Source organism: Sulfuracidifex tepidarius, assembly GCF_008326425.1.
GTDB classification, from domain to species: domain Archaea; phylum Thermoproteota; class Thermoprotei_A; order Sulfolobales; family Sulfolobaceae; genus Sulfuracidifex; species Sulfuracidifex tepidarius.
In genome coordinates this window covers 2,535,162-2,560,765 of record NZ_AP018929.1, presented here as the reverse complement: position 1 = coordinate 2,560,765, position 25,604 = coordinate 2,535,162, and the positions used below count along the sequence as shown (strand labels likewise).

Annotated in this window: 26 protein-coding genes; 17 read left to right on the top strand and 9 right to left on the bottom strand. The window is 38.3% G+C overall.

Going from position 1 to position 25,604, the window contains the following annotated elements; all coding sequences use genetic code 11:
* Nucleotides 1-11: 11 nt before the first annotated feature.
* Nucleotides 12-1,217 (bottom strand): NADP-dependent isocitrate dehydrogenase, encoded by a 1,206-nt coding sequence (locus IC007_RS13070; protein ID WP_054845316.1) that lies wholly within the window; start codon nucleotides 1,215-1,217, stop codon nucleotides 12-14.
* Between the two features lie 213 nt (nucleotides 1,218-1,430).
* Here IC007_RS13070 and rfbB point away from each other — a divergent pair, with 213 nt between their 5' ends.
* Both rfbB and IC007_RS13060 read left to right on the top strand, forming a co-directional pair.
* Complete coding sequence (rfbB, locus tag IC007_RS13065) at nucleotides 1,431-2,372, top strand: dTDP-glucose 4,6-dehydratase (RefSeq protein ID WP_054845315.1); 942 nt, start codon at nucleotides 1,431-1,433, stop codon at nucleotides 2,370-2,372.
* A gap of 350 nt (nucleotides 2,373-2,722) precedes the next feature.
* On the top strand, nucleotides 2,723-3,535 hold the full coding sequence (locus IC007_RS13060) for a hypothetical protein (protein ID WP_054845314.1): 813 nt from the start codon (nucleotides 2,723-2,725) through the stop codon (nucleotides 3,533-3,535).
* Here the strand turns inward: IC007_RS13060 and IC007_RS13055 are convergent.
* Nucleotides 3,532-4,815 carry a hypothetical protein gene (locus IC007_RS13055; RefSeq protein WP_054845313.1) on the bottom strand — a complete coding sequence of 428 codons (1,284 nt, stop codon included), beginning with the start codon at nucleotides 4,813-4,815 and terminating at the stop codon, nucleotides 3,532-3,534. The genes IC007_RS13060 and IC007_RS13055 overlap by 4 nt on opposite strands.
* Before the next feature lie 40 nt (nucleotides 4,816-4,855).
* Here IC007_RS13055 and IC007_RS13050 point away from each other — a divergent pair, with 40 nt between their 5' ends.
* The 6 genes from IC007_RS13050 to IC007_RS13025 all read left to right on the top strand — a co-directional run bounded on the left by IC007_RS13050 (nucleotide 4,856) and on the right by IC007_RS13025 (nucleotide 10,092).
* Nucleotides 4,856-5,746 carry an ABC transporter ATP-binding protein gene (locus IC007_RS13050; RefSeq protein WP_232048940.1) on the top strand — a complete coding sequence of 297 codons (891 nt, stop codon included), beginning with the start codon at nucleotides 4,856-4,858 and terminating at the stop codon, nucleotides 5,744-5,746.
* Entirely contained in the window at nucleotides 5,694-6,455 is a 762-nt protein-coding gene (locus tag IC007_RS13045) for a hypothetical protein (protein WP_149528885.1), read from the top strand. The genes IC007_RS13050 and IC007_RS13045 overlap by 53 nt, the downstream gene beginning before the upstream one ends.
* Nucleotides 6,452-6,958 (top strand): hypothetical protein, encoded by a 507-nt coding sequence (locus IC007_RS13040; RefSeq protein ID WP_149528884.1) that lies wholly within the window; start codon nucleotides 6,452-6,454, stop codon nucleotides 6,956-6,958. The genes IC007_RS13045 and IC007_RS13040 overlap by 4 nt, the downstream gene beginning before the upstream one ends.
* Nucleotides 6,959-6,995: 37 nt before the next feature.
* On the top strand, nucleotides 6,996-7,367 hold the full coding sequence (locus tag IC007_RS13035) for a DUF2203 domain-containing protein (RefSeq protein ID WP_054845309.1): 372 nt from the start codon (nucleotides 6,996-6,998) through the stop codon (nucleotides 7,365-7,367).
* Nucleotides 7,368-7,398: 31 nt separating this feature from the next.
* The gene (gene cutA, locus IC007_RS13030; RefSeq protein WP_149528883.1) at nucleotides 7,399-9,588 is read left to right on the top strand and encodes a glyceraldehyde dehydrogenase subunit alpha; all 2,190 of its coding nucleotides are present in this window, start codon (nucleotides 7,399-7,401) and stop codon (nucleotides 9,586-9,588) included.
* Between the two features lie 102 nt (nucleotides 9,589-9,690).
* On the top strand, nucleotides 9,691-10,092 hold the full coding sequence (locus tag IC007_RS13025; protein ID WP_054845308.1) for a rhodanese-like domain-containing protein: 402 nt from the start codon (nucleotides 9,691-9,693) through the stop codon (nucleotides 10,090-10,092).
* 148 nt (nucleotides 10,093-10,240) lie between these two features.
* On the opposite strand, the gene IC007_RS13020 is transcribed toward IC007_RS13025, so the two are convergent.
* Entirely contained in the window at nucleotides 10,241-11,353 is a 1,113-nt protein-coding gene (locus tag IC007_RS13020; protein WP_149528882.1) for an RsmB/NOP family class I SAM-dependent RNA methyltransferase, read from the bottom strand.
* A 228-nt stretch (nucleotides 11,354-11,581) separates the two neighbouring features.
* On the opposite strand from IC007_RS13020, the gene IC007_RS13015 reads away from it, so the two are divergent.
* From IC007_RS13015 to IC007_RS12995, 5 genes are all read left to right on the top strand, one after another.
* Entirely contained in the window at nucleotides 11,582-14,134 is a 2,553-nt protein-coding gene (locus IC007_RS13015; protein ID WP_054845307.1) for an MMPL family transporter, read from the top strand.
* Between the two features lie 126 nt (nucleotides 14,135-14,260).
* Nucleotides 14,261-14,575, top strand: coding sequence for a hypothetical protein (locus IC007_RS13010; protein ID WP_232048939.1), 315 nt, complete (start codon nucleotides 14,261-14,263; stop codon nucleotides 14,573-14,575).
* Between the two features lie 819 nt (nucleotides 14,576-15,394).
* Nucleotides 15,395-15,583, top strand: a complete 189-nt coding sequence (gene sul7d, locus IC007_RS13005) for a Sul7d family chromatin protein (protein ID WP_054838413.1) — start codon at nucleotides 15,395-15,397, stop codon at nucleotides 15,581-15,583.
* Nucleotides 15,584-15,722: 139 nt separating this feature from the next.
* Nucleotides 15,723-17,324 carry an APC family permease gene (locus tag IC007_RS13000; RefSeq protein WP_054845306.1) on the top strand — a complete coding sequence of 534 codons (1,602 nt, stop codon included), beginning with the start codon at nucleotides 15,723-15,725 and terminating at the stop codon, nucleotides 17,322-17,324.
* A gap of 258 nt (nucleotides 17,325-17,582) precedes the next feature.
* Entirely contained in the window at nucleotides 17,583-18,329 is a 747-nt protein-coding gene (locus tag IC007_RS12995; protein ID WP_370685215.1) for a hypothetical protein, read from the top strand.
* Between the two features lie 403 nt (nucleotides 18,330-18,732).
* Here the strand turns inward: IC007_RS12995 and IC007_RS12990 are convergent, their stop codons facing one another.
* Nucleotides 18,733-19,983, bottom strand: coding sequence for an FAD-dependent oxidoreductase (locus IC007_RS12990; RefSeq protein ID WP_149528881.1), 1,251 nt, complete (start codon nucleotides 19,981-19,983; stop codon nucleotides 18,733-18,735).
* A gap of 474 nt (nucleotides 19,984-20,457) precedes the next feature.
* Between IC007_RS12990 and IC007_RS12985 the strand changes: the two genes are divergently transcribed.
* The 4 genes from IC007_RS12985 (at nucleotide 20,458) to IC007_RS12970 (ending at nucleotide 22,490) form a co-directional block, all read left to right on the top strand.
* The gene (locus IC007_RS12985; RefSeq protein WP_054845303.1) at nucleotides 20,458-20,871 is read left to right on the top strand and encodes a hypothetical protein; all 414 of its coding nucleotides are present in this window, start codon (nucleotides 20,458-20,460) and stop codon (nucleotides 20,869-20,871) included.
* A 140-nt stretch (nucleotides 20,872-21,011) separates the two neighbouring features.
* Entirely contained in the window at nucleotides 21,012-21,377 is a 366-nt protein-coding gene (locus IC007_RS12980; RefSeq protein WP_054845302.1) for a CBS domain-containing protein, read from the top strand.
* Nucleotides 21,378-21,385: 8 nt separating this feature from the next.
* Nucleotides 21,386-21,583 (top strand): hypothetical protein, encoded by a 198-nt coding sequence (locus tag IC007_RS12975; protein ID WP_149528880.1) that lies wholly within the window; start codon nucleotides 21,386-21,388, stop codon nucleotides 21,581-21,583.
* Nucleotides 21,584-21,833: 250 nt separating this feature from the next.
* Nucleotides 21,834-22,490, top strand: coding sequence for a DUF3834 domain-containing protein (locus IC007_RS12970; RefSeq protein ID WP_054845300.1), 657 nt, complete (start codon nucleotides 21,834-21,836; stop codon nucleotides 22,488-22,490).
* A 113-nt stretch (nucleotides 22,491-22,603) separates the two neighbouring features.
* On the opposite strand, the gene IC007_RS13960 is transcribed toward IC007_RS12970, so the two are convergent.
* The 5 genes from IC007_RS13960 to IC007_RS12950 all read right to left on the bottom strand — a co-directional run bounded on the left by IC007_RS13960 (nucleotide 22,604) and on the right by IC007_RS12950 (nucleotide 25,443).
* Nucleotides 22,604-22,750, bottom strand: coding sequence for a hypothetical protein (locus IC007_RS13960; RefSeq protein ID WP_162204973.1), 147 nt, complete (start codon nucleotides 22,748-22,750; stop codon nucleotides 22,604-22,606).
* Between the two features lie 200 nt (nucleotides 22,751-22,950).
* Nucleotides 22,951-23,418, bottom strand: coding sequence for a hypothetical protein (locus IC007_RS12965; RefSeq protein WP_149528879.1), 468 nt, complete (start codon nucleotides 23,416-23,418; stop codon nucleotides 22,951-22,953).
* A gap of 105 nt (nucleotides 23,419-23,523) precedes the next feature.
* Entirely contained in the window at nucleotides 23,524-23,826 is a 303-nt protein-coding gene (locus tag IC007_RS12960) for a hypothetical protein (protein WP_054845298.1), read from the bottom strand.
* Complete coding sequence (locus IC007_RS12955; RefSeq protein ID WP_054845297.1) at nucleotides 23,813-24,535, bottom strand: ABC transporter ATP-binding protein; 723 nt, start codon at nucleotides 24,533-24,535, stop codon at nucleotides 23,813-23,815. Before IC007_RS12955 ends, IC007_RS12960 begins: the two co-directional genes overlap by 14 nt.
* Nucleotides 24,536-24,708: 173 nt before the next feature.
* On the bottom strand, nucleotides 24,709-25,443 hold the full coding sequence (locus tag IC007_RS12950) for a peroxiredoxin (RefSeq protein WP_232048938.1): 735 nt from the start codon (nucleotides 25,441-25,443) through the stop codon (nucleotides 24,709-24,711).
* Nucleotides 25,444-25,604 lie beyond the last annotated feature (161 nt).

Sequence of the window (25,604 nt, the reverse complement as noted above, 5' to 3'; positions counted from 1 at the left end):
TCCCTGTTTTTCTATATGCTCTCTATCTCTTTACACAAAACATCTGCAAAATCTGACGTGGAAAGAGGAACCACGTTCATGAACCTTGCGATGTCTTGAGTAACCTTCTTTTTCTCTATCGCCTTCTCTATCGCCTTCTCTATCAGATTGGAAGCTTCGTACCATCCCATGAAGTTCAGCATAAGCTCTCCTCCCCTTATTATTCCGGTAGGGTTAGCCATGTTCTTCCCTGCGTACTTTGGTGCAGTTCCGTGGATTGCTTCGAACATTCCTCCGTTATCTCCTATATTAGCCCCTCCTAGCATGCCTATATTTCCTACTAAAGCTCCGGCAGCGTCTGAAATATAGTCCCCGTTCACGTTAGGGGCTAGGATTACATCGTACTCGTCGGGCCTCAGAATTATCTGCTGGAACATGTTATCGGCTATTCTATCATTGATTATTACCTTACCTTCCCCTTTTACTCCCCGGTTAATTTCATCCTCTGTTACAACACTTTCCCTGAACTCACTTAAGATAGTCTCATATGCCCACTCCCTGAATGCTCCTTCAGTGTACTTCATTACGTTTCCCTTATGCATTATCGTGATTTTCTTTCTCTTTTTCTCAATTGCGTATTTTGTAGCTAATCTGGTTATCCTCTGTGTCTTGGCTTTACTTATCACCTTGATTCCTATTCCGGTATCGTCCTCTATTTCCACGTTGAGCTTCTCTTTCAGGAAGTCTCTGATCATCTTAGCTTCGCTGCTGTTATACGTATATTCTATCCCCCTGTAGAGGTCGTCAGTGTTTTCCCTGAATATCATCATGTCTACTTTCTCCGCATTTTTCAATGGGCTTTCTATTCCGTTTATGTACTTCACCGGCCTTATGTTTGCGTAAAGATCCAGCATTAACCTTATAGCTACGTTTATGGATTTCCATCCCTTTCCAATTAGCGTCTCAAGAGGTCCCTTCAGGACTACTCTATACTCCTCAATGTTATCTTTGGTTTCCTGAGGAAATCTATCTCCTTTCTCTTTGAAGGCTTTCTCTCCTGCCAGCACTTCTTTCCACTCTATTTCTCTCGATCCCGAATACGCTCTCTTAACCGCTGTATTAATTACCTTAATGGCTGCCCTCGTTATCTCAGGCCCTATTCCATCACCTTCTATGTAGAGTATAGTAGGGTTAGAAGGTACATCCCATTTTCCATCGTAGAATTTGATTTTAGCCATGGAAGAAGATTTTAGAATGGGGTTTATTAATTGTCTCTATTTAAAAGGTCGCGATACGTAGTTAGACTCGAAACCTCAAGAGAAAAACGTACGTCATCGTGCGAGGAAAGTTGCTACAACTGTTCCTCATGGATTCGTTTTACTCCCCGGTAAAATGAAACAATAAGTTTAGAGCTTCACCAAAAATATTAAAGTAGGAAATAATGTTCATATATGAAGTTCCTAGTTACCGGTGGAGCTGGGTTCATAGGTTCTGCCTTTGTAAGGCAATTGAAAGATTCAATAGTTCTCGACGCTTTAACTTATGCTGGTAGAGAGGAGAACTTACGTGGAGTCGATTGCACTTTCGTTAAGGGGAATATAACAGATTATGAGCTAGTCAAAAAAGTTGTGGAGGAGAATAAGGTAGACGTGATAGTTAACTTCGCGGCAGAAACTCACGTCGACAGGTCTATTGTGAACCCAAGGCCTTTCTTGGAGTCCAATGTGTTTGGTGTCGTAAATCTCCTTCAAATATCCAAGGAAAAGAACCTTAGGTTAGTTCACATTTCAACTGACGAAGTTTATGGTGACAATGAAGCGGACGAAAACTCCCCTTTGAGACCATCTTCCCCTTACTCTGCATCGAAAGCATCTGCAGATATGTTTGTTATGGCTTACGTGAGGACTTATGGAGTTGATGCATTGATAATTAGGCCATCTAATAATTACGGTCCAAGGCAATTTCCTGAGAAGTTGATACCAAAGACTATAATAAGAACACTCTTTGATAAGCCAATTCCAGTTTATGGAGACGGAAAGCAAGTTAGAGACTGGATATACGTCGAGGACACTGCCAGAATAATAAAGGGAATAGTAGAAAATGGAGAGAAAGGAAAGATCTATAATATTCCGGGTGGTCACAGTATAAGTAATATAGAAATAATATACAAGATAGGAAGCATATTAGGCAAAGAAGTTAAGGTCAAGTTCGTCAAGGATAGACCAGGACATGATAGGTTCTACAAGATGAAACCCTCTATCAAATACGATACAATATCTATAGACGAAGGTCTCAAGAGAACCGTTGATTGGTATAGAGAAAACAGGGAATGGTGGGAGCCCTTGCTAGGTGATTCGTTCGTAGAGGAGGTACCTTGGGAGAAGGGTTATTAGTTATGTAGTATTTGAAATATATCTCCATATTTATATTTCTTCATATATAATATGTCAAGGGCGATTTAAGTTTCCATTGCAGATTGTAATTATAGTAAGAATAAATTAAATAAAGGAAATTGTTAAGCTCGAATCCATACCCAGTCCGTGCGAGAGCATTCAATTAAATTCATTCTATTTCGGTAAATAAACTGAATTAACAAAGGATACGTGAATCGTCCATGCCAGCAAAATATAGACTTTTTTAATCATTTTCTGGATACATAATGCTTCAGTCTTTATGCAGTCTAATTAATTCTTCCTTTCTCCCTACCTAAGAAGATAAAACCTCATGAAACATAATATTCTTCATGAAGATTGAAGTAAATTACCAAGGGAAAACGTACACCTTAGACACAGAGGAAAAAGTTACTGTAATACAGACAGGCATCTCTAGAAGGGCTATAGCTAGAACGTTTTATTACTTGTTCAAAGCTACTTATTCACTGCCCCGTCTTTATGGGAGACTAGATCCAAAGGATCCGCTAGGAAGTTGGAAGACGAAAATGCAGGAAGTGTTTTCTAAATTGCTCTCAGAAGAATTAGAAAACTCGAGGTTTGACTTTAATTTCTCTTTCAAGATATCAACAGATACGTTAACATTGTTGGGGAAAGTAGCAGGAAGCGACGTGAACATCAAAGTAGAGGTTGAGAAACAGCCAGAGTTAAAGGTAGGGGACGTCAGCGGTCCTGTGGTGGTAGACTCTTTTTTCATGAGTAGCATAAAGAAAATGAAACCTTATTTCATCCCTTCTTGTAGAGTAGGACTTTTCTCTGCATTTAATAGGTTCACCATCCTTCAATTCGAAAGTCCTACGGGTATCCCGAGGACATTAGGGTTGATAGCCGATTTCATTAATTCCATGGTACTCGAGCCAGGTTACACGGAGACGGTTATGGAAAGACAGATCAAAGTAGAAGGAAATGAACTGTTATGTGAGGAGATGCCAGTTTATAATTGTGAACCTGAAGTTCTGAACAGATTCATACTTAACTTCTTTGTTAAAAGAAATGAATTAAACTCCATTTCCTTTATAGAAGATCCAGAGATGTACGCTGAAGACGCTGATAAGATCATATTGAGCTTTAAGGGAAATGTTGTAGTCTCCAAAGGGGAAAACTAGCTACTTATACTACTTCTTATCCATTCCGTGACGACTTTTCTTAACTTCACCATAGTTTCTAAAGTAGGTCCTATTCTAATTTTAGATCTGAGTTTGGTTCCCTTTTCTGACTCACCTCTTAACACGAGGTAAATCTTTCCTTCACTCTTTATGTAGAGCGTGAACCTCCTCCCGAGGTATTTCGATTCTATTTTCTTCTCCTGTCCTTTAATTAACTCGTTGGTAAGCTGTCTGTTTATTACTCTAGATACTTCGGCGTAAACGTCCTGGTTCCTTTGTCTAGGTAGAGACAAAATCTTGAGCATCGTCTCTGCAGCGATTCTGAAGCATGTAAGTCTGTCTTGTAAAAGTCTTTCACACTCTTTAGCCAAGGTGGGGAAAGGTTCGGTATCCTTGCCCAGAGCAATCCTAATTAGCGTGTTTACATCGTCATGGTTGAAAGTGAAGTTCCTAGCAGGTCCCTTTATAGAGATCTTATCAAATTCATTAAATAAAATAAAAATTCTTTTGTTCTTAAATTTTATTTCGTCTTTAAATAATTTTATATCGACTTCCTGGCTTCTAGGGAATATTCTGAATTCCTTCCATGTTTCTTCTCTCATATTTAACGATATGTTGGTCCTCTCTGGAAACGTCCTTGGGTCAAATCCGTTTACCTCTTCAAATGAAGGAGGGCAGAAAACTCCTGCTTCCGCCATGCGTACCTTTTCCCAGTCCTCGTGCGTCCTGCTCGTGCTTGTTATATCAACTAAGTGACCTCCTTGGAGGACTTTAGACCTCAACACAGTGTAAGCTGATTCCCTCAAAGGTCTTGAAAGAATTACGTTTTTAGACCTTAGCTCATGGATGTTGTGGACTACTTCTATCCCTTTCTGTGAGAGAATTTCTCCTTCTTTCGGGTTGGATGGTATGACAGGATAGTTAAATCGCTCATGAACTTTGGTTAAGATTTCAGCTCTTTCCTTCGATACAATCCTAGGAGATATTTCTCTCACGGGAATACTAGTAATTGTGAAAGAAATCTTCATCTTCCTCATGTATTCCTCCGAAGGTTCCCATAGGACGATCCTTTTCATATTTCTGAGAAGGTTAGAAGTGGCTATTGCATTAATTACAACTGTATTTCTAGGATTTTCTATATTTCTATAATAATTAGCTAGTACCACTAGTTCTCTGTAGTCCTTTAACTTCTCATATATTTCATCCACTATTGGAACTATCACTAGTCCGCCTTGGGCATTCCTCAGTTTTCTCTCTAATTCTGCCAGTAAGTACTTCATCAGAAAACATTTAAATTTAAATTAGATAAAAGGAGTATCGTTGTCAAGTGTTATAGAAGTTTTTGGGTTAACGAAAAGTTTTAAACGATCAATAGCACTCAACAATATTTCTTTTAGCGTAGAAAAGGGGTCAATAACTGGTTTCATAGGCCCAAACGGCTCAGGTAAGACAACTACCATAAAGATTCTTTCAGGTTTATTGAAAGCTAATAAGGGGAAAGTCGCTGTCCTAGGCATGAACCCTTGGGATAATCCGAAGATCAGGGAAAGAATTAGCATAGTTTTCGATAAGCTGTATTTTCCGCAACTGAACACTGTGGAAGACTTCCTTTACGATATAGCATCCCTTTACCAGAGGGTAGACCCAGAAGAAATCATGAACGAATTCAATTTAGAGAGGTTCAGGAAGAGAAAGCTTGCAGAACTCTCAGCAGGGTATAAACAGAAAGTCCAATTAGCGTCTGCACTCTTGAACGACCCTGAGTTGATAATAGCTGATGAACCCACTGCAAACCTAGATCCTACTGCTCGAAACGAGTTTAACTCAATAATAACGAACTTGAACAAGAAGAAAGGAATAACATTCTTCATTTCATCACATATATTGAGCGAACTTGAGAGAGTGATCACCCACGTCGTGATGATCGATAGAGGAAGGATCGTGGCTTCTTCCTCTGTGAACGCCTTTCTAGGGGAAGAGAAAGAGGATAAACTTGTGATCTTGGTAGACAAGCCTCAAGAGGCCTTGAGGGCTTTGAGTAATTATGAGGCTAGAATTTCAGGAGCTTATATAGAAGTCAAAGGTGACATTAAGAGTATCGTTAATGCGATAGATGAAGCTAAAGTAAAGATTATTATGATAAGAAGGTCTTCTTTAGATGATGCTTTCCTCGAAAGGACTGGAAGGAACTTTCAAGATAATCTTCAATGAGAGATATAGGGATCCGACCCTCCAACTCATAATCCCTGTCATGATAGCGACTAATGTGTTCTTTCCAGCCTTTCTTGCACAAGGAGATTTCAAACCCTTCGCTTTGGTGCTTGCAGGAATTCCCGTCATAAACGTATCTGAGACTTTAGCATTTGCATTAGCTTTGAGGAACATAATCTTCGTCCTTGGGGATCACATTTTCAATAACTCAATAGTTTCCTTCTTGATGATGCCCGTGAGAAGGACTCAACTTTTCCTGATTTTCCTCCTCAACGATATAGGAATCCCATATATAATCTGGGTACTTACTACACTTTTCTATCTGGTCAGTCTCGGGGTTAATTTAAGCGGTGTTGCGTTGGCAATAATCGAAGTGTTTTCGGCTGGGTACCTCTTCTCCACTTCTTTCATACTCATGGCAACGCTGAAGATACGATCTCCTGGAGCTACTGCCTTGGTGTCAGTCTTCGTGCTAGGTTCCTTGTTCATATTCGGAGGTTTGGGTGGCTACGAGTTGATACTCTCAAGGAATATCTTGGGGGAGTATGTTACGTCTGCCATGAATCCCTACGTTTCGTTGTTGGGGTATTACGTTACTGGCAACGGATCTCTTCTGAACATGTCCTCCTTCGGTTCACTTATAGACTTAACACTGGGAATAATTTTTATTATTGTTTCTCTCATTTTATTTAAGAGGTACCAAGTTTGATAATAAGGGTAGGACTTCTGTTGCTCAGCATAGGAATAGTGCTGGCCTCCTTGTCCTCGGTTTCAATTACTCATCACTACGAGCAGAACATATCTTTCTCCAGATCATACTCAATTGACGTTAGTCCTTTGATGATAAACCCTGAGCTCTCAATATCATATAAAGGAACAGCTGAGGTCTCGGTTGAACATGATGGTAGAACAGAAAATTTTACTGTGCCAGCATTTATTCCTTTAAGCGAGGGCAATTATCAGATATCAGTGTTGAAGGAAAGCTCTCATGTGAAGTTCGTGAACTCTACTTTGCCACCTACGAAGTGTGATAACTCTACTACTAGACTAGTCCCGGTTAACGTGACCAGTAACGTCACCGCGAAGCTAATTTTCTCCGGTGTGAAGACTACCCTTTACGGTGAACAGTGGACGTTCGGAGGTATAGTTTTGATAGTTGTAGGGATAATCATTGAGCTTCTTAACATTCTTAAGAAAGGAATTAAACTATAGCTTCTTTAAATAGGTGTATAGACATATTGACTATTATATGGAGTACCAGTTTCCCTATTATGATTTACAAACTGCTAGATCAATGATGAGTTGGTTAAGGAAGAAAATGGAAGAACTTAATGGAGTTAAGTATATGGCAGAGGACGCTCTAATGAAGGGAGAGAAAGACGCTATAACTCTCTATACTGTAGCGACAAAAGGTATAATCGACGATATCTCTAGGAGAGGAATATTGGTCAGGGATCCGACTATAGGCTTAGTCGATTTCCCAGCAATAATAAACGGAAAGCCTGCATACTTGTGTTGGTTAACTAGTGAGGACGATATCTCTTTCTGGCATTACGTGGACGAGGGCTTCGCTGGAAGGAAAAGAATAACAAAAAGTGACGACATTTTGAGCCTGCTATAGGGTTTATATTCATTGTATTCAACCATAATATGTGTACGTAGGTCAAAGGTTAAAGAGAAAAGAAGACCTGAAATTTTTAACTGGAGAAGGGAAATATGTTGATGATCTAGCTTTTCCTGGTACATTAGATATCTTCATTTTAAGGAGTAACGTTTCGCACGCTAGGCTGACTAAGATAGACGTGAGAGACGCTCTGAACTTTCCAGGAGTAGAGGGAGTAATTACGGGGTTGAATTTCAAGCTGGATAATAGACCCAGAAACTTTCCCATGGCTAAGGACGAGATACTCTATACAGGACAACCTTTAGCTGTTATAATAGCTAAGGATAGGTATACTGCAGCAGATGCAGCAGAGTTAATACAAGTAGACTACGAGGAATTACCTTCTGTTCTAGACCCAGAAACATCACTTAAGAACGAGATCAGAGCGATAGAGGACAAGGACAATGTTGGATACAAGAAAGTCTACTCTGCTGGAGACCCAGAGAACGCAATAAAGGATTCAGACGTCGTGATAGACGAAAAGATAGAGATTTCCAGAGTTTACCCCGGCGCAATGGAGCCAAGGGGAATTCTGTCAGTTTATCAACAGGGTAGTTTGACCGTCTATGCTTCAACTCAATCCCCTCACTACATGAGGAAGTTTCTTCTTTCAGTTCTGGGGGACAAAGTAAATGACATAAGGGTAATTCAGGCAGATACGGGTGGAGCCTTTGGGTCAAAGCTCTTCCCTTACGCTGAGGACTTCATAACTGCATATGCGAGCATAGTGACCAAGAGACCTGTGAAATGGATAGCTACTAGGAGCGAAGACATGAAATCCACGTATCATGGTAGAGGCCAAATACATCACGTTAAGGCAGGAGCTAAGAAAGACGGCTCGATAACAGCTATCATTGATGATCTAATTTTGGACATGGGAGCAGCGTCACACTCCACTTATTTAGCAGATATAGCTGCAACGATGCTTCCCGCCGCTTATAAAATAGCTAACGTGAAGGTCAACGTTTACGGCGTTTACACTAACAAAACTCCTTTGGATCAATATAGAGGAGCCGGAAGACCAGAAGCTACCTTCGTAATTGAACGTATAATGGATATATTGTCAGACGAAGTAAAAATGGATCCGATAGATTTCAGAAAGAAGAATTTAGTTACCTCTTTACCTTACAAAAACCCATTGGGAATAAACTTTGAGAGCGGAGATTTCATCTCCTTGCTTCAAAAATCTGAGCATGTATACAGAGAATTTGAGAGGAAGGCAGAGGAGCTTAGAATGAAAGGTATTAGGGCAGGGGTAGGACTATCATTTTACGTCGAAGAGAACAACTTCGGACCCTGGGAGAGCGCCTCAGTCAGGGTAAGAGGAGACGGTAAGATACTTGTCGTTATAGGTGCAGCACCTCACGGTCAGGGTGATGGTACTGCAGTAGCTCAGATAGTTGCAGATGAACTTGGCGTACCTATAGAGGACGTAGATGTAATATGGGGAGATACCGCGATAATAGGAGAAGCCTTTGGTACCTATGGTAGCAGAAGTTTGACGTTAGCTGGAAACGCTGCACTCCTGGCCTCAAGGAAAGTCAAAGAACGTGCAAAGAAGCTCGCAGCTCAATTTCTCAAGTCTGACGTACAGGAGCTGGAATACACTAACGGGAAGGTCGTAAATCCAAAGACGGGTAAACAGATTTCGCTCAAAGAGATAGCCAGCAAAGTAACGGAAAACTTGGGTGGTCCATGGGTCTACAAGGAAGAGCCAAGACTGGAATCAACTGCATATTTTGGAATGGATGACCTGACGCACCCTTACGGTTCCCACGTTGCTCTAGTAGCTGTAGATGAGACGGGCAAACCCAAGGTACTTGACTACTACGCAGTAGACGACATAGGGAAAGTTGTCAATCCTCTCTTAGCTGAAGGGCAAGTTAGAGGAGGTGTGATTCAAGGATGGGGGGAGTCTGTGATGGAGGAGATGGTCTACGATGAAAACGGTAACCTAATTACGGGAAGTTTCGCAGAATATGGGATTCCTACTTCAATGGAGACTTTCAACATAAAGTGGGACTTCGTAGAAGTAGGTATGTCTAGCGCGCCCTTACCTGCTAAGGGAATAGGAGAGGGAGCAACAATAGGAACTCCTCCTGCAGTAGTAAGGGCCTTAGAGAGGGCAGTAGGGAAGAGAATAACCTCTATACCGGTGAAGATGGATAACATTTATTAACTATTTTTTATAAAAAATAAATATTCTAGAAGTAATTAATAGATTTCTAACGCAATAAAAGAATTTTTATACTGGTTTAACATTGTTTAATGTGAAACAAAAATGGTAGAAGTAATAGAGCAGTACACTACTCCTTTCGTGAAAAACGTGCTTGAGTTGCCTCCCTCAGTGATAAGAAAGATGTGGAAACAAGGGAAAATTAAGCTGATAGATGTGAGGACTCCTGAAGAATATGAAGATCACCACATACCTGGCTCCCTATTAGTTCCATTAGACTACTTAGAGTACCTCAAGGATCTTTTTGAAGACCATGAAGTAGGAGTAGTCTGTGAGCACGGTAACAGAGCTAGATACGCGACCTATGGAATGCCACATCTATACAAGAAGAAGGCCTACGTATTGCAGGGTGGTATGGAATATTGGATGTCAATGGGCTATGAAGTAGAGAGCGGTGTTGATGATAACGGTAAGTTATGGAGAAAGCTTCTTAAAGAAAGGCTCTAAATTAAACATATAGAGATTCTGCTTTATTGAATAACTCCAACAATTTTGTAGTTAGAATCTCTTCTAATGGAGTACATAACAAACGATCAGGAAATCTAATGTTGTAATTTGAATGTTTGTAGTATAATAATTTTATTAAGGACCTATTCTAGAAATTAAATCTGGAGATGAAGAATCCATCCGATTCATGTATATGAGGGTAAGTTCTAACTACGTGCATGTAAACTTTAGATTTCTTGTAACCGTAGAAAGACTCTCCCCAGTCTATCTTTGAAATCAAGTTCAAGTATTTCTCTGCGTGTTTTTCTCCTTCCTCTGGAAATAGAGAACAAGTGGAAAAGACGGTTGGGACGCCGTAGCTTAACGCCTTGTCAAGGATTTTATCTTGTATCTTTATGAGGTTCTTTAACTCTGTTCTGTTTAATCTCAGGAAAACAGCGGGATCTGAAGCAAAGGTTCCACTGTTACTACAAGGTGCATCTATAAGTATCTTATCAGCCTTTCTTACGGGTATGTTCTCCCCGTCAGCTATTATCAACTCTACATTAGATACACTCCACTTCTTGAGAAGCTCTTTTTGTGTAGCAACTCGTCTTGTAGACACATCAATGGATGTCACTTCGCTCTTGTTTTTAGTAAGTTGCTGTATAATTGATGTCTTGATCCCTGGCGCACCTCCCACTTCCAAAATCCTTTCATAGGGTTTGGGATTCAAAGCCTTAACAACCAAATAGCTGGACATGTCGTGTGGTATCACTAGTCCGTCTCTAAACTCCTGGGTCTTTGAAATAGGGAATGTACTACTGGCCACTTTATACATCGGAAATTCCTTCTCCTCTAAGATTATGCCCTTTCTTTTTAACGAATTTATTGTTTCGGTAGCATCCCCTTTTAGTGTATTAACTCTAATCCATTCGCTTTTTTTATGGAGTTCAATTATACCTGTCTCGCCCAGGAGAGGAACAAGTCTCTCTCTAATCCATGTTGGGAAGTGATAAGGAGTCAACTTGAAGTTTCCTTGTTTTACTAAGGTCATCGCAAGGGAGAAAACCTCATACAGATCCCTGCATGGATACATCTCCATTACGTAATTTATCTGGTTCAGTGTAAGGAGGAACAACTTGTATGCCCTCTTTCTATCTATCTTGTTACCCATTCTTCTAAAGGCTGTATCAAAGGCGTTCTCGGTAGAGCTACCACTTTCTATCAATTTGAAAGCCTCGACGAATATAGACAACTGTCTATTCCATATAATGGCCATTTTTTAAAAACCTCAAAAACAGATTATCTATTATGAGCATACATACATACAGCATAATTATAGCGGATCAGTTTACAAGTTTAACCGACATCGAAGACTTTGTAACTATAGAGTCTTTAGGTCTTTTCTAGAAAAGTGAAATATTTTTAAATTTCTCTATAAATTTGAGTTTCCTGCTAAAGAAATTTAGAATGGCAGTTTTTAAGTCTTGTAATTCGTTTGATAAATATGCATGCTAAGGCAAGAGTGTTGATATGGGTAATTGTCATTTCGCTGTCTTTAGTTTTAGCGTCTCAGTCATCTAACCACTTATCGTACAATCAAAATTACACTCTTCCATCATATTTCCAGTCCGTGAAAGCTCAGGACTTGCTGAACAAGAATTTTCCTTCCGGTTCAGCAAACAACTCTATTGATATAGCTTTAATTAACGCTACTCCTTTTGATAACTATATAGTATCTCAAAAGATTCTTCAGGTTAAAGGTGTGGAGAACGCAACCAGTGTAGCTAACGTTTACATAGACTACGCTACGGCTTTAGGTAAAATCGCAAATCAAACAGGGGATCTGCTTAACGATTCAGCTTATGCCTTATATTATTTTCCGTCGCACTTTATAAAATATTATATTGAAAGTAATAATTCCCAAACTTCACTACTGAAAGCCTCTAAGGGACTCCCAGAGGAAGTGAAAGTATCTAACTATACAGTAAATTTCACTGAGTTTTACTCTTCTTTTGCTAAGCTTTTTGTGACAGAATACAAGTCCACAGGAAACGTTACCCTTTCCTACACTTTAGCGTTTAAGGGGTCTTTGAAAAATGTGAACCCAATAGGACTTGTAGCACTGAAATATCTTAATTCTAGCGATTATACTAACATTTCATCTATCGCGGCTTCTGTATCAAAGGAGACTGGTATATCAGAGAAGGACGTATGCTTCCTTATTTTTAAACCTATCAACGCAAACGATCCACTACTTTATGAAGTTATTACTCCTCCTTCGTCTCTGATCTCCCAATACGTAGCTCATAACGTAAGCGTAGTCTTCGTCTACACCAGTTACTCTCCGGGTTTCTCGTTTAAGAACGGGACCTATCCTGACGGAATTATATCGAACGAGGTACAGAGCGCTATAGGTAGCGTCTTTCACGGTAAGTTTTATGTCACGGGTACAGCTCCTATAATACAGGAGCTCTCTTCATCTGAGGGATCAAGACAGGGAACGACTTTCGCGCTAGTTTTCATTGCCCTTCTTGTAGTGATAGGCATATACTTCAGATCCATAGTTGCTCCCCTTATCAGTCTGTCCTTAATAGCACTCTCAGTCCTGATGGGTTTCGGAGTAATCTCGATTGTGGGCATCTTAAAGGGAAGCGTGAACTTCGAGATAGTGGAACCCCTCATTTCAGTGATCATGGGTATAGGAGCAGACTACAGTGTTTTCCTCATGTCGCGTTTTAAGGAGGAACTTCAAAACGGCAAATCATCAGCAGAAGCCATGAGTATTTCCGTCTCTACTTCAGGTAGGGCTATACTTATATCAGGCACTGCGGTAACTGCGGTTTTCTCATCCTTCGTCTTCGTCCCATATTTAAGGACATGGGGTCTAGTTATAACTCCAACGATTCCGCTTACACTGCTCATTGCAGTGACCCTTCTCCCATTAATTTACATGAAGCTTGGAAAGAGGACTTTCTGGCCTTCACATGTTAAAGCTAAATCGTCAAATAAAGTCATAGAAAAGGTATCAAGGTTTTCATTGAGGCACTCAAACGGTATCTTAGTAGGTGTGTTAATCGTTGGCATTGCAGCGAGTTTGTTTGTTCTTTCCATACCAATGAACTTCAATGATACCTCAGCACTTCCAGATTATCCTGCAGTTCAGGGTTTAAACGTTATAGATGATGCATTCGGTCACTCATTCATTAATCCAATCTTAATAGTCATCCATTCTAATTACAATTTTAACACTTCATTTCTTATGAGAATTTCGAATCTAGAGAACAACATCTCCCATATGAAAGGCGTTAAGCAAGTCTTTGGACCGGTTCCGAGTAATTTCAATGGTACCTATAACCAGGAGGTGAGGGAACTAATGAAAGAAAATATAGGAACGGACAACAAGACAGCATTAATAACTGTTATCATGAACTATCCATCAGACAGCAAACAAGCTTTCTCTCTAGTTTCAAACATAGAAAAAGAGGTATCTAATATTGGATATATAGGCGGGACTACCTCAACATATATGGACTTGGAAAGCTATTTAATGCCATATTATGAAGGAATTGTAATAGCCCTTCCTCTAGTACTCTTTGTGGTATTATCACTATTCATGCGTTCGTTTAGGATAGGATTAGGAATGATCCTGACTATTATTTTAACTATAGTTTCTTCACTCTCAATAGTTTATATTGCATATGGTATTAATACCTCTACTGGAGTCATATTTTTCATACCTTTGATAGTTTACGTTCTAATGATGGGACTAGGCAGTGATTACAGCGTTTTCATCTTAAGCAGAATAAGAGAGGAAGAAAAGAAGGGAAGCGAATCAATAATTAGAGGTATAACTCTATCAGCTGGGGCAGTGACTGCGTTGGGAGTAATATTAGCCGCGTCTTTTGGCGTATTAGTAACAGACCCCATCTCTATCATTTCGGAACTAGGGGCAGCCATAGCACTAGCAGCTCTAATAGATACATTTATCATTAGGCTCAGTGTATATCCCGCTATTCTATCAAAGATAATTAAATCAAAGATAAAAAGTAAAGAATAAATACTTGTTTTTAACCTTATAAAATTCTCTTTCCTCAGCCTATCTAATCCTTTAACGTAATCTTTCTAGCAAACAACTGTTTTTGAATAAATATTTAAATTCGTCAATTCCTAATCAATATAGTAGATGGCAATGACAATGGTTGAGGCTCTAAATAAACTTATGAAAGGTAAAAATATACATGGAAGCACATCTAAAAGAATCTCATATTATCCTTTTCTCAACGCCGTGAAAGATAAGGATATCGACTTACTTTCCAAGAGGAGTAAGAGGGATTTGAATAATTCCTTGGAAAAGCTATATTTCGAATGTAGAAACTATTTAGACAAATATTCTAAGAACCGTTACATATGTAAATGTGGGGAACGTTTTTCATCTGCAGAAGATTTTTACAAGCACGTTTTATCTCATCACGTTGAAGCTAAGCAGTTAATAAGCTAATTTTGTTAAATTATATAGACAATCCCTCTCATATTATGATATTTTAATTAATGTTTTGATCCCGCTATCAGACTTGTCTTAACGTGGTTTAAAGGGCGAAAGAGTTGTGGAATGGTAAAAGTTTCTCATTTAAAAATAATTTTGGCAGTTTAGACGAGTCTGTGAGGTCAAAGTCCTTTCCTGGTTTAGGCCAAGGAAGTAATACTCAGCCGGGTTATATGCATGGACTACCATGACATCATCGTGGTGGTCTTCAAGATACTGGGGACGTTAGTTATTAAAAACTCTTTTCTTATACTGTGTTACTTATTTGAAATAAATTGAAGAGATACACCAAGAATTTAGCAGTGTCTTCTCCGCATAGCAGTCACCAACTTAGTAAGATCTATCTAGATGCGTTAACGTAATGATCAACGCGGCATGCTTCTGCTCTATTATCCTCGGTTGGACCTTCGGTCTCATATTCAATCTTCTAAGTTGGAAACATCCTGGGTTTCACCCTTATTGGCGATAGCTAAACCATGAAGCATCATAAGAATAATCACGTATATATCAGCAGTTTAAGAATTAGTTTTTAATAGCCTTAATGACTGTTCACGTTCCTTCTTTAGGTTTCCCTAAGGTTTCCTACACATTAATCTTGCTCCCTTTGAATCTCCACATCTAGCTGACTTTGACCGCTAATGGAACTATACTTAAATTGAAAGAATTATAGAGTTATCTGTAGTACACCTTGAAGAATTAACATAAGTATTACTTACGTAACTATCGTAAGGTTTATTAATGATAGTGTCTTAACCCTTATTTAGGGAAAGCAATATGGTAATGGTAAAGTTCAAGTATAAGGGAGAAGAGAAAGAGGTAGATACTTCAAAAATAAAGAAAGTATGGAAAGTAGGCAAAATGATAAGCTTCACTTACGATGAAGGCGGAGGAAAAACTGGAAGAGGAGCAGTATCCGAGAAGGACGCTCCAAAAGAGCTTCAGAATATGCTAGACAAAAAGTGAAATTTTTAAGCTATATAACTTTTCTTTTTAACAACTTTTTTGTATTTCGCTCTTTTTTCTTATTCTGAGCTTAAAGATTCTAGTAAAGAAGAGTGAGTTCACTTTATAAGCGATAAGTAATTGTTTAAGTTTTGGCGGAATGGCCCAAAATACTCCCTCTAAAAATCTTTTCATAAGACAATCATCAGGTCTAGTCAGAGAAGTAAGCCCATGGTCCTCATCTCTGGCCACCTTTGGTTTAGTGACAGGAGGGGTTCCAATTCTAATAATAGAATGGATGTTCCTCTCCCCCGGAGCTAATTTGCCGCTCTCATTTGCTATCTCTTTGCTACCTACTCTAGCTATGGCATCATTATTTTTTATCTCTTCTGTATCAATGCCCAGAGCAGGAGGAGATTATGTATTCAACAGTAGAGCTACACACCCTGCCATAGGCTTTGTAAACTACTGGGGTCTCTGGATAGCTTTCGCTCTATCTCTAGGAATATACAGCTTTTATGGTGCACAATGGTTCGCTTACTTGTTCGCTGGACTAGGAATATATTATCACAGTTCATCTTTTCTTGCTCTAGGCAATTTCTTCAATAGTAAAATAGGAGAAGTATCTTTAGGTCTAATAATTGTTGTATTTAGCAGTGTCATAGCCTCAATAGGTAAAAACCACTGGAAGTTTATAGTCTACGGTGGGTTCATTTCTATCTTAGCAACGATAATAATGTTCGTAGGCTTAGCTACTATAACTCCTTCTTCATTCGCGAGCAGTCTTAGCTCTGTATCAGGTTATCCAAACGCATATTCAGAGGTCATATCTGACGCCGAAGCTAATGGTCTTTCATTTTTCTCTCCTCTTTCTGCTACTCTTCTAGCTCTTCCAGTTGTGTGGTATTATTATTCCTGGTACAATTTACCTGCATCATGGAGTGGTGAAATGAAGAATGTGAGGAAGAATGTATTCTACTCGATTATAGTAACGATAGCGTTAGTAGGAGTTTACTATGCTCTTTTCGCTTTCCTTAATACCCATGCATTCGGTCAAAAGTTTCTCACTTCATGGTCTTATATTGATTGCAACGGAGTCTCCGATCCAGTTTACTCTAAGTTTCAGGACATAGGACCTTTCACTCCGTTCTTTGCTCTAATTGTGGATCACAACGTTTTCATTTACGTGATTATGTTCATAGCATTGTGGCTTCCTAACTTCTATAGTAACCCACCGCTTGTAGTCGCGTTAACGAGGTATATGTTCGCTTGGTCATTTGACAGAATATTCCCTGAATGGATGGCAGACGTTAACGAAAGGTATCACATACCGCTGAAGGCTACCATTTTAGTTTCCATAATAGGTTTGGCTGGAGTGATTATGTATGCTTATCTTCCTCTCATCTCGACTGTAGATGTGACTGTGATATTCCAGATAGGATATGCAGTTTTTGCTCTATCTACTGCATTGATGCCATATCTGAAAAAGAGAGTCTATGAAAATGCAGTTCCATTCCAGAGGAAGATCATGGGTTTGCCTGTAATATCTATTGTAGGTTTCCTGACTTTTGCCTTCCTAATGTACACATTATCAATAACTTGGGGGAATCAATTCCTTTTACCTATCAATCTTCCTACAATAGGATCTCTAGTTGCGATCTATGGCTCTGGAGTTCTAATCTACGCCCTAGCAAAGTTCTACACTAAAAAGAGAGTAGGAATCGATATGAGTAAACTCTTCGAGGAGATTCCACCAGAGTAGGAATGTTGTTCCTTTTCTTCTCCTTTTATTTCTATTTTATTTCTATTCAGTTTTCTTCTCCTTATTCTCCTTTTCAATCCACATCAAAAGTTCATGTAAGATTTTTCTGTGAATCTACAGAAATTAGCGAAAAATTTCTTTATTTCCTAGAAGCTTCACATGATTTAGCTGTATAATGTTTAGTCTATAACATAATAAAAATAAAAACCTTGCTGACTAACAATAACAAGGTGAAATGAGATAGCAGTTCAAAGGGAGGTGCTTTTAGGGCGAGCGAAGGAAGTCATAGATAAATGCGAAAGCGAAGGGGTTACACTTAGGCTTATAGGAGGAGCCGCAATTGCTATAATTGCAGAGGAAGGATCTAAGATCTTCTCCCGTCAATATAAGGATGCAGACTACTTCGGTATTTCGAATCAAAGCTCAAAGATATCCTCAGCACTAGAGAAAATAGGTATGACACCTAACAAGAGATTTAATGCTCTCCACGGTAGTGTAAGGCTTATGTTCTACGATCCTGTTTTGGAGACTACAATAGATATATTCTTGGACGAATTTAATATGTGCCATAAAATAATATTAAAGAATAGACTAAATGTGATGAAATATACTATTCCTACCTCAGATTTACTTTTGAGTAAAATGCAAATTGTTAAAATTACTGAAAATGATTATAAGGACATCCTTGCACTTCTACACGATGTTAACATTGGAGATAAAGATGATGAACATACGCTGAATGTTAACTATATAGCGAAACTTTTATCTGATGATTGGGGTTTTTACAAGACATTTTCTATAAATGTAGATAATGTCAAAAAGTACGCTTCAAGTAGCTATCCAGATTATTTTAGCTCTATAAGTAAAAAGTTAGATGAGATCATGGAACATGTAGAAAAACACCCGAAGTCTATGAAGTGGAAGATGAGATCAAAGGTCGGAGAAAAGGTCAAATGGTACGAGGAACCTGAAGACGTTAATACTAACTTTATGCAAAACCAGTAAATGACTGTAAGACACCTCTAGTATATAGAGAGAAATAATAATTATAGCGATAGATTAGAATGACTAGGATCTCTAATTGCTTTATGGTGAACTGCCTCGCCCTAGCGGACGTGGCTTCCTGCTTCCTAGCTTCATCTTACCAAGGGCTGGCATAGGGCGGAGCTTTGCACTACGGGTCGTTCCGACCCTGACCTTGAGTGAACATTCCACGTGCCTTGAAGACCACTAATGACAAAGGCATATCATACAGACCCTTGCTTAGAGGAGTCCCGGTGACACTTGCCCCGTCTTATGACTTTCATTGAATACGCATATGACTCTTGCGTCAACCTTCACTGCAAAGGGCTATCCATCCTCACACTAGGGTCTTGCGCCCCTAAACCCATTAAGATAAAAAATAGAGTCATTTCTTGTTTGCTAACAGCTCTATGCCGTCTTTAAGAAGTTCAAAAGTTGATGGATGAGGAGGTATGAAGTCCATAAGCTGAGGTAAGGTAAGATGCATTCTAATCATCAATGACGCTATTGATATTACGTATTCAGCCCCTTCCATGAAAGCTTCTGCTGATATCAACCTATCATTTGAAGAACATAGCTTTAGGAAACCCTGAGTTTCCCTTTCTATTATTTCCCTTCCATTGGATGCGGCTTGCAATTTTACACAATTACCTTCCATTATCCCAGTATAAGCTATTTCTGGTTTGGTGTAAACTACATGGGGGATCGCTTCTCTATTAAATAGAAGCTTGCTCCCTGTAGCGTTAGACCCTGCTATTTTCCCTGCGTGAATTGCTGAGTGAGCCGTATGAGTTCCAATCACGTCACCTGCAGCATAAATATTGTTTACTCCAGTCCTGAGGTAATCGTCAACTTTGATATATCTCTCTTTTGGTAGATCTATTCCTTCAGTAGCAGGATATCTTCCGAAGCTCTTCAATACTCTTTCTACGCTAATTGTACTTCCATCACTTAATGAAAGAGAAAACGATTCTCCTTTTTTGGCTATTTCTTTAACTTCAGTATTTAGAATAACTTTTATACCTATTTTCTTAAAGAAATTTGTAATGGAAGATCTCATGTCGTTGTCTAGGTAACTTAATAGAAAAGGAGACCTGTCTATCAAGTACACCTCCTTTCCTAGTTCTTTCAGCATCCATGCAGATTCCAATCCTCCAACGTCTCCTCCTATTATGCCTATGCTTCTAAAGGAAAGATCTACTTCATGTAAATCTTCACTATAAATTAACCCTTCTTCTCTTTTTCGTTCTGTACCAGTTGTTATTATCACTGCGTCAGAGTCTACACTTTCGTTGTTTATGTTAACCTTTCCAGATCTCAGAAAACCTTTTCCATGGACCACGTTAATGTCCATACTTTCCAGTATGGATTCAATTCCCTTACTTAGTCTCTCTATTGATCCTTTCGCAAGTTGTTGAAGAGTATCGGTGGAAATAGAAGCGCTTCCTCCAATTTTGTCTATGGAGTTCCTTATATTCAAAGGATAAAGCATAGACTTAGTTGGAATACACCCGTAAAGCGTACACGTACCTCCGAGCCTATCTTCTCTTTCAATTAAGGTAACTTTAGCTCCTCTCTTAGCTGCCTCTATGGAAGCATATATGCCCGCCGGCCCTCCTCCTATAACTGTTATCATGTGATTTAATACGGTGACCAGATATATATGTAACACGTCCCATTTAAACAAAGTAATGTAATTTTCTATAAATAATGATCTAAACTGTATTGGGAAATATTAAAAATTTATTAAATTAATCTAGTAGAGAATTTTTAGATAGAGGAATAAGGCCTAATTTGATAATCTTTCGAAATGTTAGTATTATATTTGTAAAATTTTTAGTGTTAAAAAGAATTAGCATGGACTCACTGTAGATAAGAAATTGTTTTCTTCTTCACTTAGATTCGAATTTCATTCCATTTGTTTTGAAGCCTTGAAGTTATAATTTTAATTATAAAGCTTTTTTATCTATTTTTATTTTAATTGATACTAAAGATACTCAGTTTTCTTAGTATAAAAAGAAGATAAAAATTATTTTTTTATTAAAATAAATTATTTTCTTTTAAGCAAAGCCACGCAAAAGTTTATAAACAGACAACAGACCTCTTAACTATGAAACCATTGATAGCAATTGACCTAAATTCCACCATTGATGATGATGTTCTGAAATCGTTTCTAGTTAAGATGTTCGAAAAGTTCGGAGCTCTAGACGTTGTTTTCATAATGGATGATGAGAGCCTAGTGGAAGTGGAACATAAAATAGTTCATACTTTCTATAATGTAACTGATGTCATAGAAAACGTGAAGTTCCTAAGGAAACTATCCGATAAGAAGAAACTTTCTCTTCACGTTAATAGCTTGGTTTCGTTAAATCAAGAATTAAAGAAATTTCCTCTTATAGTAGTTACAAACAGACCTTTAAAACCTAAATTGGATCAACTAATGTTTATATTTGATGGTAATTCGATAAAATCATCTAATAAGAAATTTATTTTATCTGAGAACAGGGACGCAGAGCCAGAGTGAATGCTTCTTCATGCCAGAATCAAATACTAATGTTACTTTTTGCTAAATAAAAATGAGAGAGTTTTCACTTCTAGTATGAATGCATAAAGCATGTTTAGAAGAAAAGCTATTCTTTTAAATGTGGAAGCTATATTATAATTATGGATCAGCATTACATTAGTAGAAAGGTAATCGTAGCTAAACCGAGCGATCTCCTAGTTGATTCAGCTAAGGACATGTCCCTTTTAAATATCAGTGCATTGGCGGTTGTTGACGAAAAAGGAAGGATGATAGGAATCTTAACTGAAAGGGATATAACCAGAGCTGCTGCAGATGGGAATCTAAATTCCACCGTAGCTGATTACATGACAAAAGACGTAATAGGTATAGATGCATCAGCAGACCTTCAAGATGCAGCTAGACTAATGATTGATAAAGGGATTAGACACTTACCTGTTACTGATAAGGGAAAGGTAGTAGGGATAATCTCTATAAGAGATATAGCAAAAGCTATAATTCAGATTTAGTGGTATATATGCCAGAGAATAAGGCAGAAGATGTCATTAAAAAGTTGGATCTTTCTGCTTATCCTTGTAGCATAGAAAGGCTCTATACAGCAATCTCATTGTTTCTATCGGGTAAAATTACAGAGGAAGGCTTTATGAGATTTTTAGGAAGAAAGACTGAATTTGAAGTTAATCTTCTTAAGTATCTTAAAGAAATTAGGAATTGACAGAAAAATATTCTTTTCGCTATTGTCGGCTTATATTTTCATTGAGTGTATGAAAGTGATTTCTGACTTTAGAGTAATAAGAAGAAACCATTCATACTATAAGATTAATTGCAGTTTTTAAAAATATATGATAAAAATGGAAAAATCAAAGGAAAGCATGCAAATATTCATGGACAGGAGATGTAGTAGATTAAAGCTGTTTTACCTTCTAACAGTTAAACTTAAAAATGTTTAGTTATAGAAATGATCTATGAGTTCCACATTTCATGCACATGTAATAGCAGCTCCAGGTCCAGTAGTGTATCCTTTATTAGCGGCTGGAGATGGAAGAATAAAAGTTGACTTCGGAAAAGAGGGAGAGGCAGATGCAGTTTTCGATTCTACAGTTTCCTTAGTAAGAAGAGGACTTAGGATAGATAGAGTACTTGTTAAAGGTCTGATGCAGGTTTTTCCCTCTTTAGGTAATAAAATGGTGGTATGGAGAAAGGGAAGCGCGGCCGATGTATTACTAAGATCTTATATTACAAAAGCTGGTAAAAACATTGAAATAGTATATGTAGATGATCAAAGTGAAATAATGAAACTTTTAAAGTCAAATCAGGTTGATTCTGCAGTAGTTTCATCTGCTGTAGGAAAAGGTATACCTTTTGAAGAGCTTTTACCTGAAGTACCGGGTAGTTGCGGTGTTCATTTAAATAGAAATGAAGAAATGATTTTAAGTGCTTATATGAAAGGAATTGAAGAATTTAAGAGGAACCCTGAGGAAGCTGCAAATAGAGTAGCTTCAAAGCTACCAATGAAAGTAGACCCGTCATTTATCAAAGGAACTATGACTAACTCAATCTTAACAGTAGAGAAGCCCAAGGACTTTATGGCTTTTAAACAGTTAATATCCTCTGTAATTTAAAGAGAATTCTTCTTTTTTAGAATATAGTTTTCAGATAAAGTTATAAAGATTATCTCTTTATGATAAATTCATTTTAACTTATGTTCTCTATAGGAACATAGAGAGAGCATTCGTTATAAAAGAAACTTCACCTTAATGGTGGGTTCAAAGGAGGCGGAAGACATCATCGGCGAGAATGGAGATAGATAGTCCCTTCGTATAGGTTTAAATATCGGTTCGCAATCAATACTGGCGACAGCCATCGATGGAGCAAGTGCCATCTAGACGCCTTGATTAAAGCGAGGGTTGATGTGATATGTCTACGTTTCAACCAGCAGTCCTATAGTCTGGGACATAGATAATGTTCAAGTCAGGGTCGGAACGATCATTGTAGACCTCCTCCCACTACCAGTAGTCTCAAGCTACGAGCAAGGTGGAGCTATGAAGCAGGAAGCCTTGCCCGTGAGGTCGGGGTATTTCGCTACGTGGAGATCACAAGGTGAACCTTGTATAAGTTGGGGCTATCTTCAGTAACTTCATAGTTAAGACTCATATTTCCGCATTTTCTCATGATTTCTATCTTATTTTCTGAGAGTCCGTATTTTGGTGGAGTACACTGTGCTGGATCTAGGTAATTTTTCAATTTCTCTTCTATTTCATCAAGACTTTTAACATAGAAATCTGCCTCTAATCTGTTGTTCGTAACTATAGTTCTAGTCATGTTTCTGCTGATAAAAAGTGAGACACTAATACATAAGATAGAACCTAATACATTGAATATTATAACCGCTACGAGGAAAAGGTTGCTTATGACTCCAAATTCCTTTAGAAGATAATAGATCGAAGTAGTAACCAAAGAGCCTATTATAGAATCTATTATGCTGAACTTCAAGGCTTTTTTCCTGTCTAAATTCAGACCTATTAAGAATCCCGTTATTATAGGTCCCATGATCGGAATCCACCAAGAGAACAAAGGTAAAGCTATGCTGAATAATCCCTCTTTTTTCTTATCCTGAGTGAAAGGTAGCACAATAGAGATTATCGTTTCTTATTACTAAATTTTTTCATCTTTAAAACCTTTGAGTAACTTACTTTGTCCTTGCATATCTTCGAAGAAAAGACCTCTTTCGTTAATTATAAGGAACCCAATCCTTCCCATACATTTATACGGTAAAGCTAGTATAGCTTCAGCCTTAACATTGGAAATGGAGTAAATGGGAAAGAGGGAGTCTTCCATGTCTAGCGCCACGCACTCTGTAGTAACATGTTTGTTTAGTTCATTGAGAAGCAAGTCTAGATTCTCTTCATACTCAGTTCCTAACTCTTTAAGTTTCTTTGCTATTTCAACCAGTTCCATGCATCTCCCTCATTAGCTTAGCTACTATGCTTTCTATAGGTTCATCTTCTCTACCCATTTCTCTTATATCGCTAAACGTTCCTTTCCATACTACCTGACCTCCATTTATCATGATAATGTTATCAGTTAGTCTTCCTGCTACGCTCATTATGTGAGTTGATACAAGCATGGTAGAAGCCGTCTTTGAAAGAATTTCTATTACTGCTTCTTGAGTTGGAATATCGAGGTAATTTAAAGGCTCATCCATGAGTAATATGCTAGGTCTATGCATTATTGCCAGAACTATAGAGAGCTTTTGCATATTCCCTTGCGACAGTTGGGATACTTTATAGTTCCAGTACTTCTTCAGGTCGAGAAGTTCTACTATCTCCAAAGCTTGAGTGACGTCTATTCCTCTTAACGCTGCAACGTATTGTATATTGTCTTTTACAGACATTGTTCTATAGGGTTGCGCATTTTCAGGTAAATATCCAGTTATCTTCCTTACTTCTACGTCGTAAGGTGGCATTCCCTTTATTTTAACGGATCCCGAATCTGGTTTTAGAAAACCCATTAGTAGCTTTAACGTAGTAGATTTTCCAGCTCCATTAGGTCCTAAAAGGGCAAATTTCTGACCACAAGGTATAGAAAATGTTAGCCCAGATAACGCTGTCACAGCCCCATATCTTTTGATCACGTTGGAAACTTCAATGCAAACTTCACTACTCATTAAGGAAATTAGCTCATATTAGTTTAAGTGTCTTTCGTTATTTTTTTATTAAAAGGTGATTACATTATAAATATTTTAGAGAAAATCTATCTATTAAATTTAGAGAAATAATCTCCTATTTTCAATTAAAAAAGGAAAATATTTGAGATAAGAGAGTCTAGGAGAATGCCGTCCTACTGGCCTTTAGGTATAGCCTTAGCTACTCTCTCCAAGTATTTCCTGGCTTCCTCGGCGTCTTCCTTGGGAGATTCCTTATAGGTAAACCACCAGTCCAGCCCTTTGTATTCCTGTAACCTCTTTCCAATGTCAGCTATATTTCTTGGAGGAGGGACAAGGAAATTGTCTCCAATTACCTCGTTGTTAGGCCAATTCGCTGGAATTGCGACCTTGTACTTATCGACCATCTGAAGTCCCTTTATTGCTCTCAAAAGTTCATCTATATTTCTACCCAACTCTAGTGGATAGTACATTATGAGCCTTACCTTGGATTTATCGTCCACTAGGAACACTGCCCTTACAGTTGACGTAGCTGACTGGGCGTGAATCATTCCTAGCCTTTTCGATACATATCCCATTGGGTCTGCGATAACTGGAAAAGGTACCTCGACTCCGACCTTCTCTTTAATCCATTCAATCCATTTTATGTGACTTATAGTGCTGTCTACACTAAGCCCTATCAATTCCACGTCCGCTTTTTTAAAGTCTTCCGATCTCTTCGCGAAAGCTATAAATTCGGTCGTGCAAACGGGCGTGAAGTCTCCTGGATGGGAGAAGAGAAGAAACCACTTTCCTTTATAGTCGTCAGGAAGGACTTTCTTTCCTTGAGTAGTTTCTACTTCTAGGTGGGGAAATTCCTCACCGATTAAAGGTATATGATCTATTTGATATGACATTTCTATCTCTATCATACGTTATCTTTCTTCTAATTTAAGTTTAACTCTATTTAGGATCTAAATTTAACTAGTAGTTACTCTAAATTATAAGGTATATTTAAAAGGGACTCTAACTTCGAATAGTTCAATGAAGATGCCGCCAGAAACTGAATCGTGATGAAGGCTACTAGTCTGAT

Bases quoted from the DNA above. Each gene is read 5' to 3' on its own strand.
- IC007_RS13070 (WP_054845316.1), bottom strand. From the start codon at position 1,217: ATGGCTAAAATCAAATTCTACGATGGAAAATGGGATGTACCTTCTAAC.
- rfbB (WP_054845315.1), top strand. From the start codon at position 1,431: ATGAAGTTCCTAGTTACCGGTGGAGCTGGGTTCATAGGTTCTGCCTTT.
- IC007_RS13060 (WP_054845314.1), top strand. From the start codon at position 2,723: ATGAAGATTGAAGTAAATTACCAAGGGAAAACGTACACCTTAGACACA.
- IC007_RS13055 (WP_054845313.1), bottom strand. From the start codon at position 4,815: ATGAAGTACTTACTGGCAGAATTAGAGAGAAAACTGAGGAATGCCCAA.
- IC007_RS13045 (WP_149528885.1), top strand. From the start codon at position 5,694: ATGATGCTTTCCTCGAAAGGACTGGAAGGAACTTTCAAGATAATCTTC.
- IC007_RS13035 (WP_054845309.1), top strand. From the start codon at position 6,996: ATGGAGTACCAGTTTCCCTATTATGATTTACAAACTGCTAGATCAATG.
- IC007_RS13025 (WP_054845308.1), top strand. From the start codon at position 9,691: ATGGTAGAAGTAATAGAGCAGTACACTACTCCTTTCGTGAAAAACGTG.
- IC007_RS13020 (WP_149528882.1), bottom strand. From the start codon at position 11,353: ATGGCCATTATATGGAATAGACAGTTGTCTATATTCGTCGAGGCTTTC.
- IC007_RS13015 (WP_054845307.1), top strand. From the start codon at position 11,582: ATGCATGCTAAGGCAAGAGTGTTGATATGGGTAATTGTCATTTCGCTG.
- IC007_RS13010 (WP_232048939.1), top strand. From the start codon at position 14,261: ATGGCAATGACAATGGTTGAGGCTCTAAATAAACTTATGAAAGGTAAA.
- sul7d (WP_054838413.1), top strand. From the start codon at position 15,395: ATGGTAATGGTAAAGTTCAAGTATAAGGGAGAAGAGAAAGAGGTAGAT.
- IC007_RS13000 (WP_054845306.1), top strand. From the start codon at position 15,723: ATGGCCCAAAATACTCCCTCTAAAAATCTTTTCATAAGACAATCATCA.
- IC007_RS12990 (WP_149528881.1), bottom strand. From the start codon at position 19,983: ATGATAACAGTTATAGGAGGAGGGCCGGCGGGCATATATGCTTCCATA.
- IC007_RS12985 (WP_054845303.1), top strand. From the start codon at position 20,458: ATGAAACCATTGATAGCAATTGACCTAAATTCCACCATTGATGATGAT.
- IC007_RS12980 (WP_054845302.1), top strand. From the start codon at position 21,012: ATGGATCAGCATTACATTAGTAGAAAGGTAATCGTAGCTAAACCGAGC.
- IC007_RS12975 (WP_149528880.1), top strand. From the start codon at position 21,386: ATGCCAGAGAATAAGGCAGAAGATGTCATTAAAAAGTTGGATCTTTCT.
- IC007_RS12970 (WP_054845300.1), top strand. From the start codon at position 21,834: ATGAGTTCCACATTTCATGCACATGTAATAGCAGCTCCAGGTCCAGTA.
- IC007_RS13960 (WP_162204973.1), bottom strand. From the start codon at position 22,750: ATGGCACTTGCTCCATCGATGGCTGTCGCCAGTATTGATTGCGAACCG.
- IC007_RS12965 (WP_149528879.1), bottom strand. From the start codon at position 23,418: ATGGGACCTATAATAACGGGATTCTTAATAGGTCTGAATTTAGACAGG.
- IC007_RS12960 (WP_054845298.1), bottom strand. From the start codon at position 23,826: ATGGAACTGGTTGAAATAGCAAAGAAACTTAAAGAGTTAGGAACTGAG.
- IC007_RS12955 (WP_054845297.1), bottom strand. From the start codon at position 24,535: ATGAGTAGTGAAGTTTGCATTGAAGTTTCCAACGTGATCAAAAGATAT.
- IC007_RS12950 (WP_232048938.1), bottom strand. From the start codon at position 25,443: ATGATAGAGATAGAAATGTCATATCAAATAGATCATATACCTTTAATC.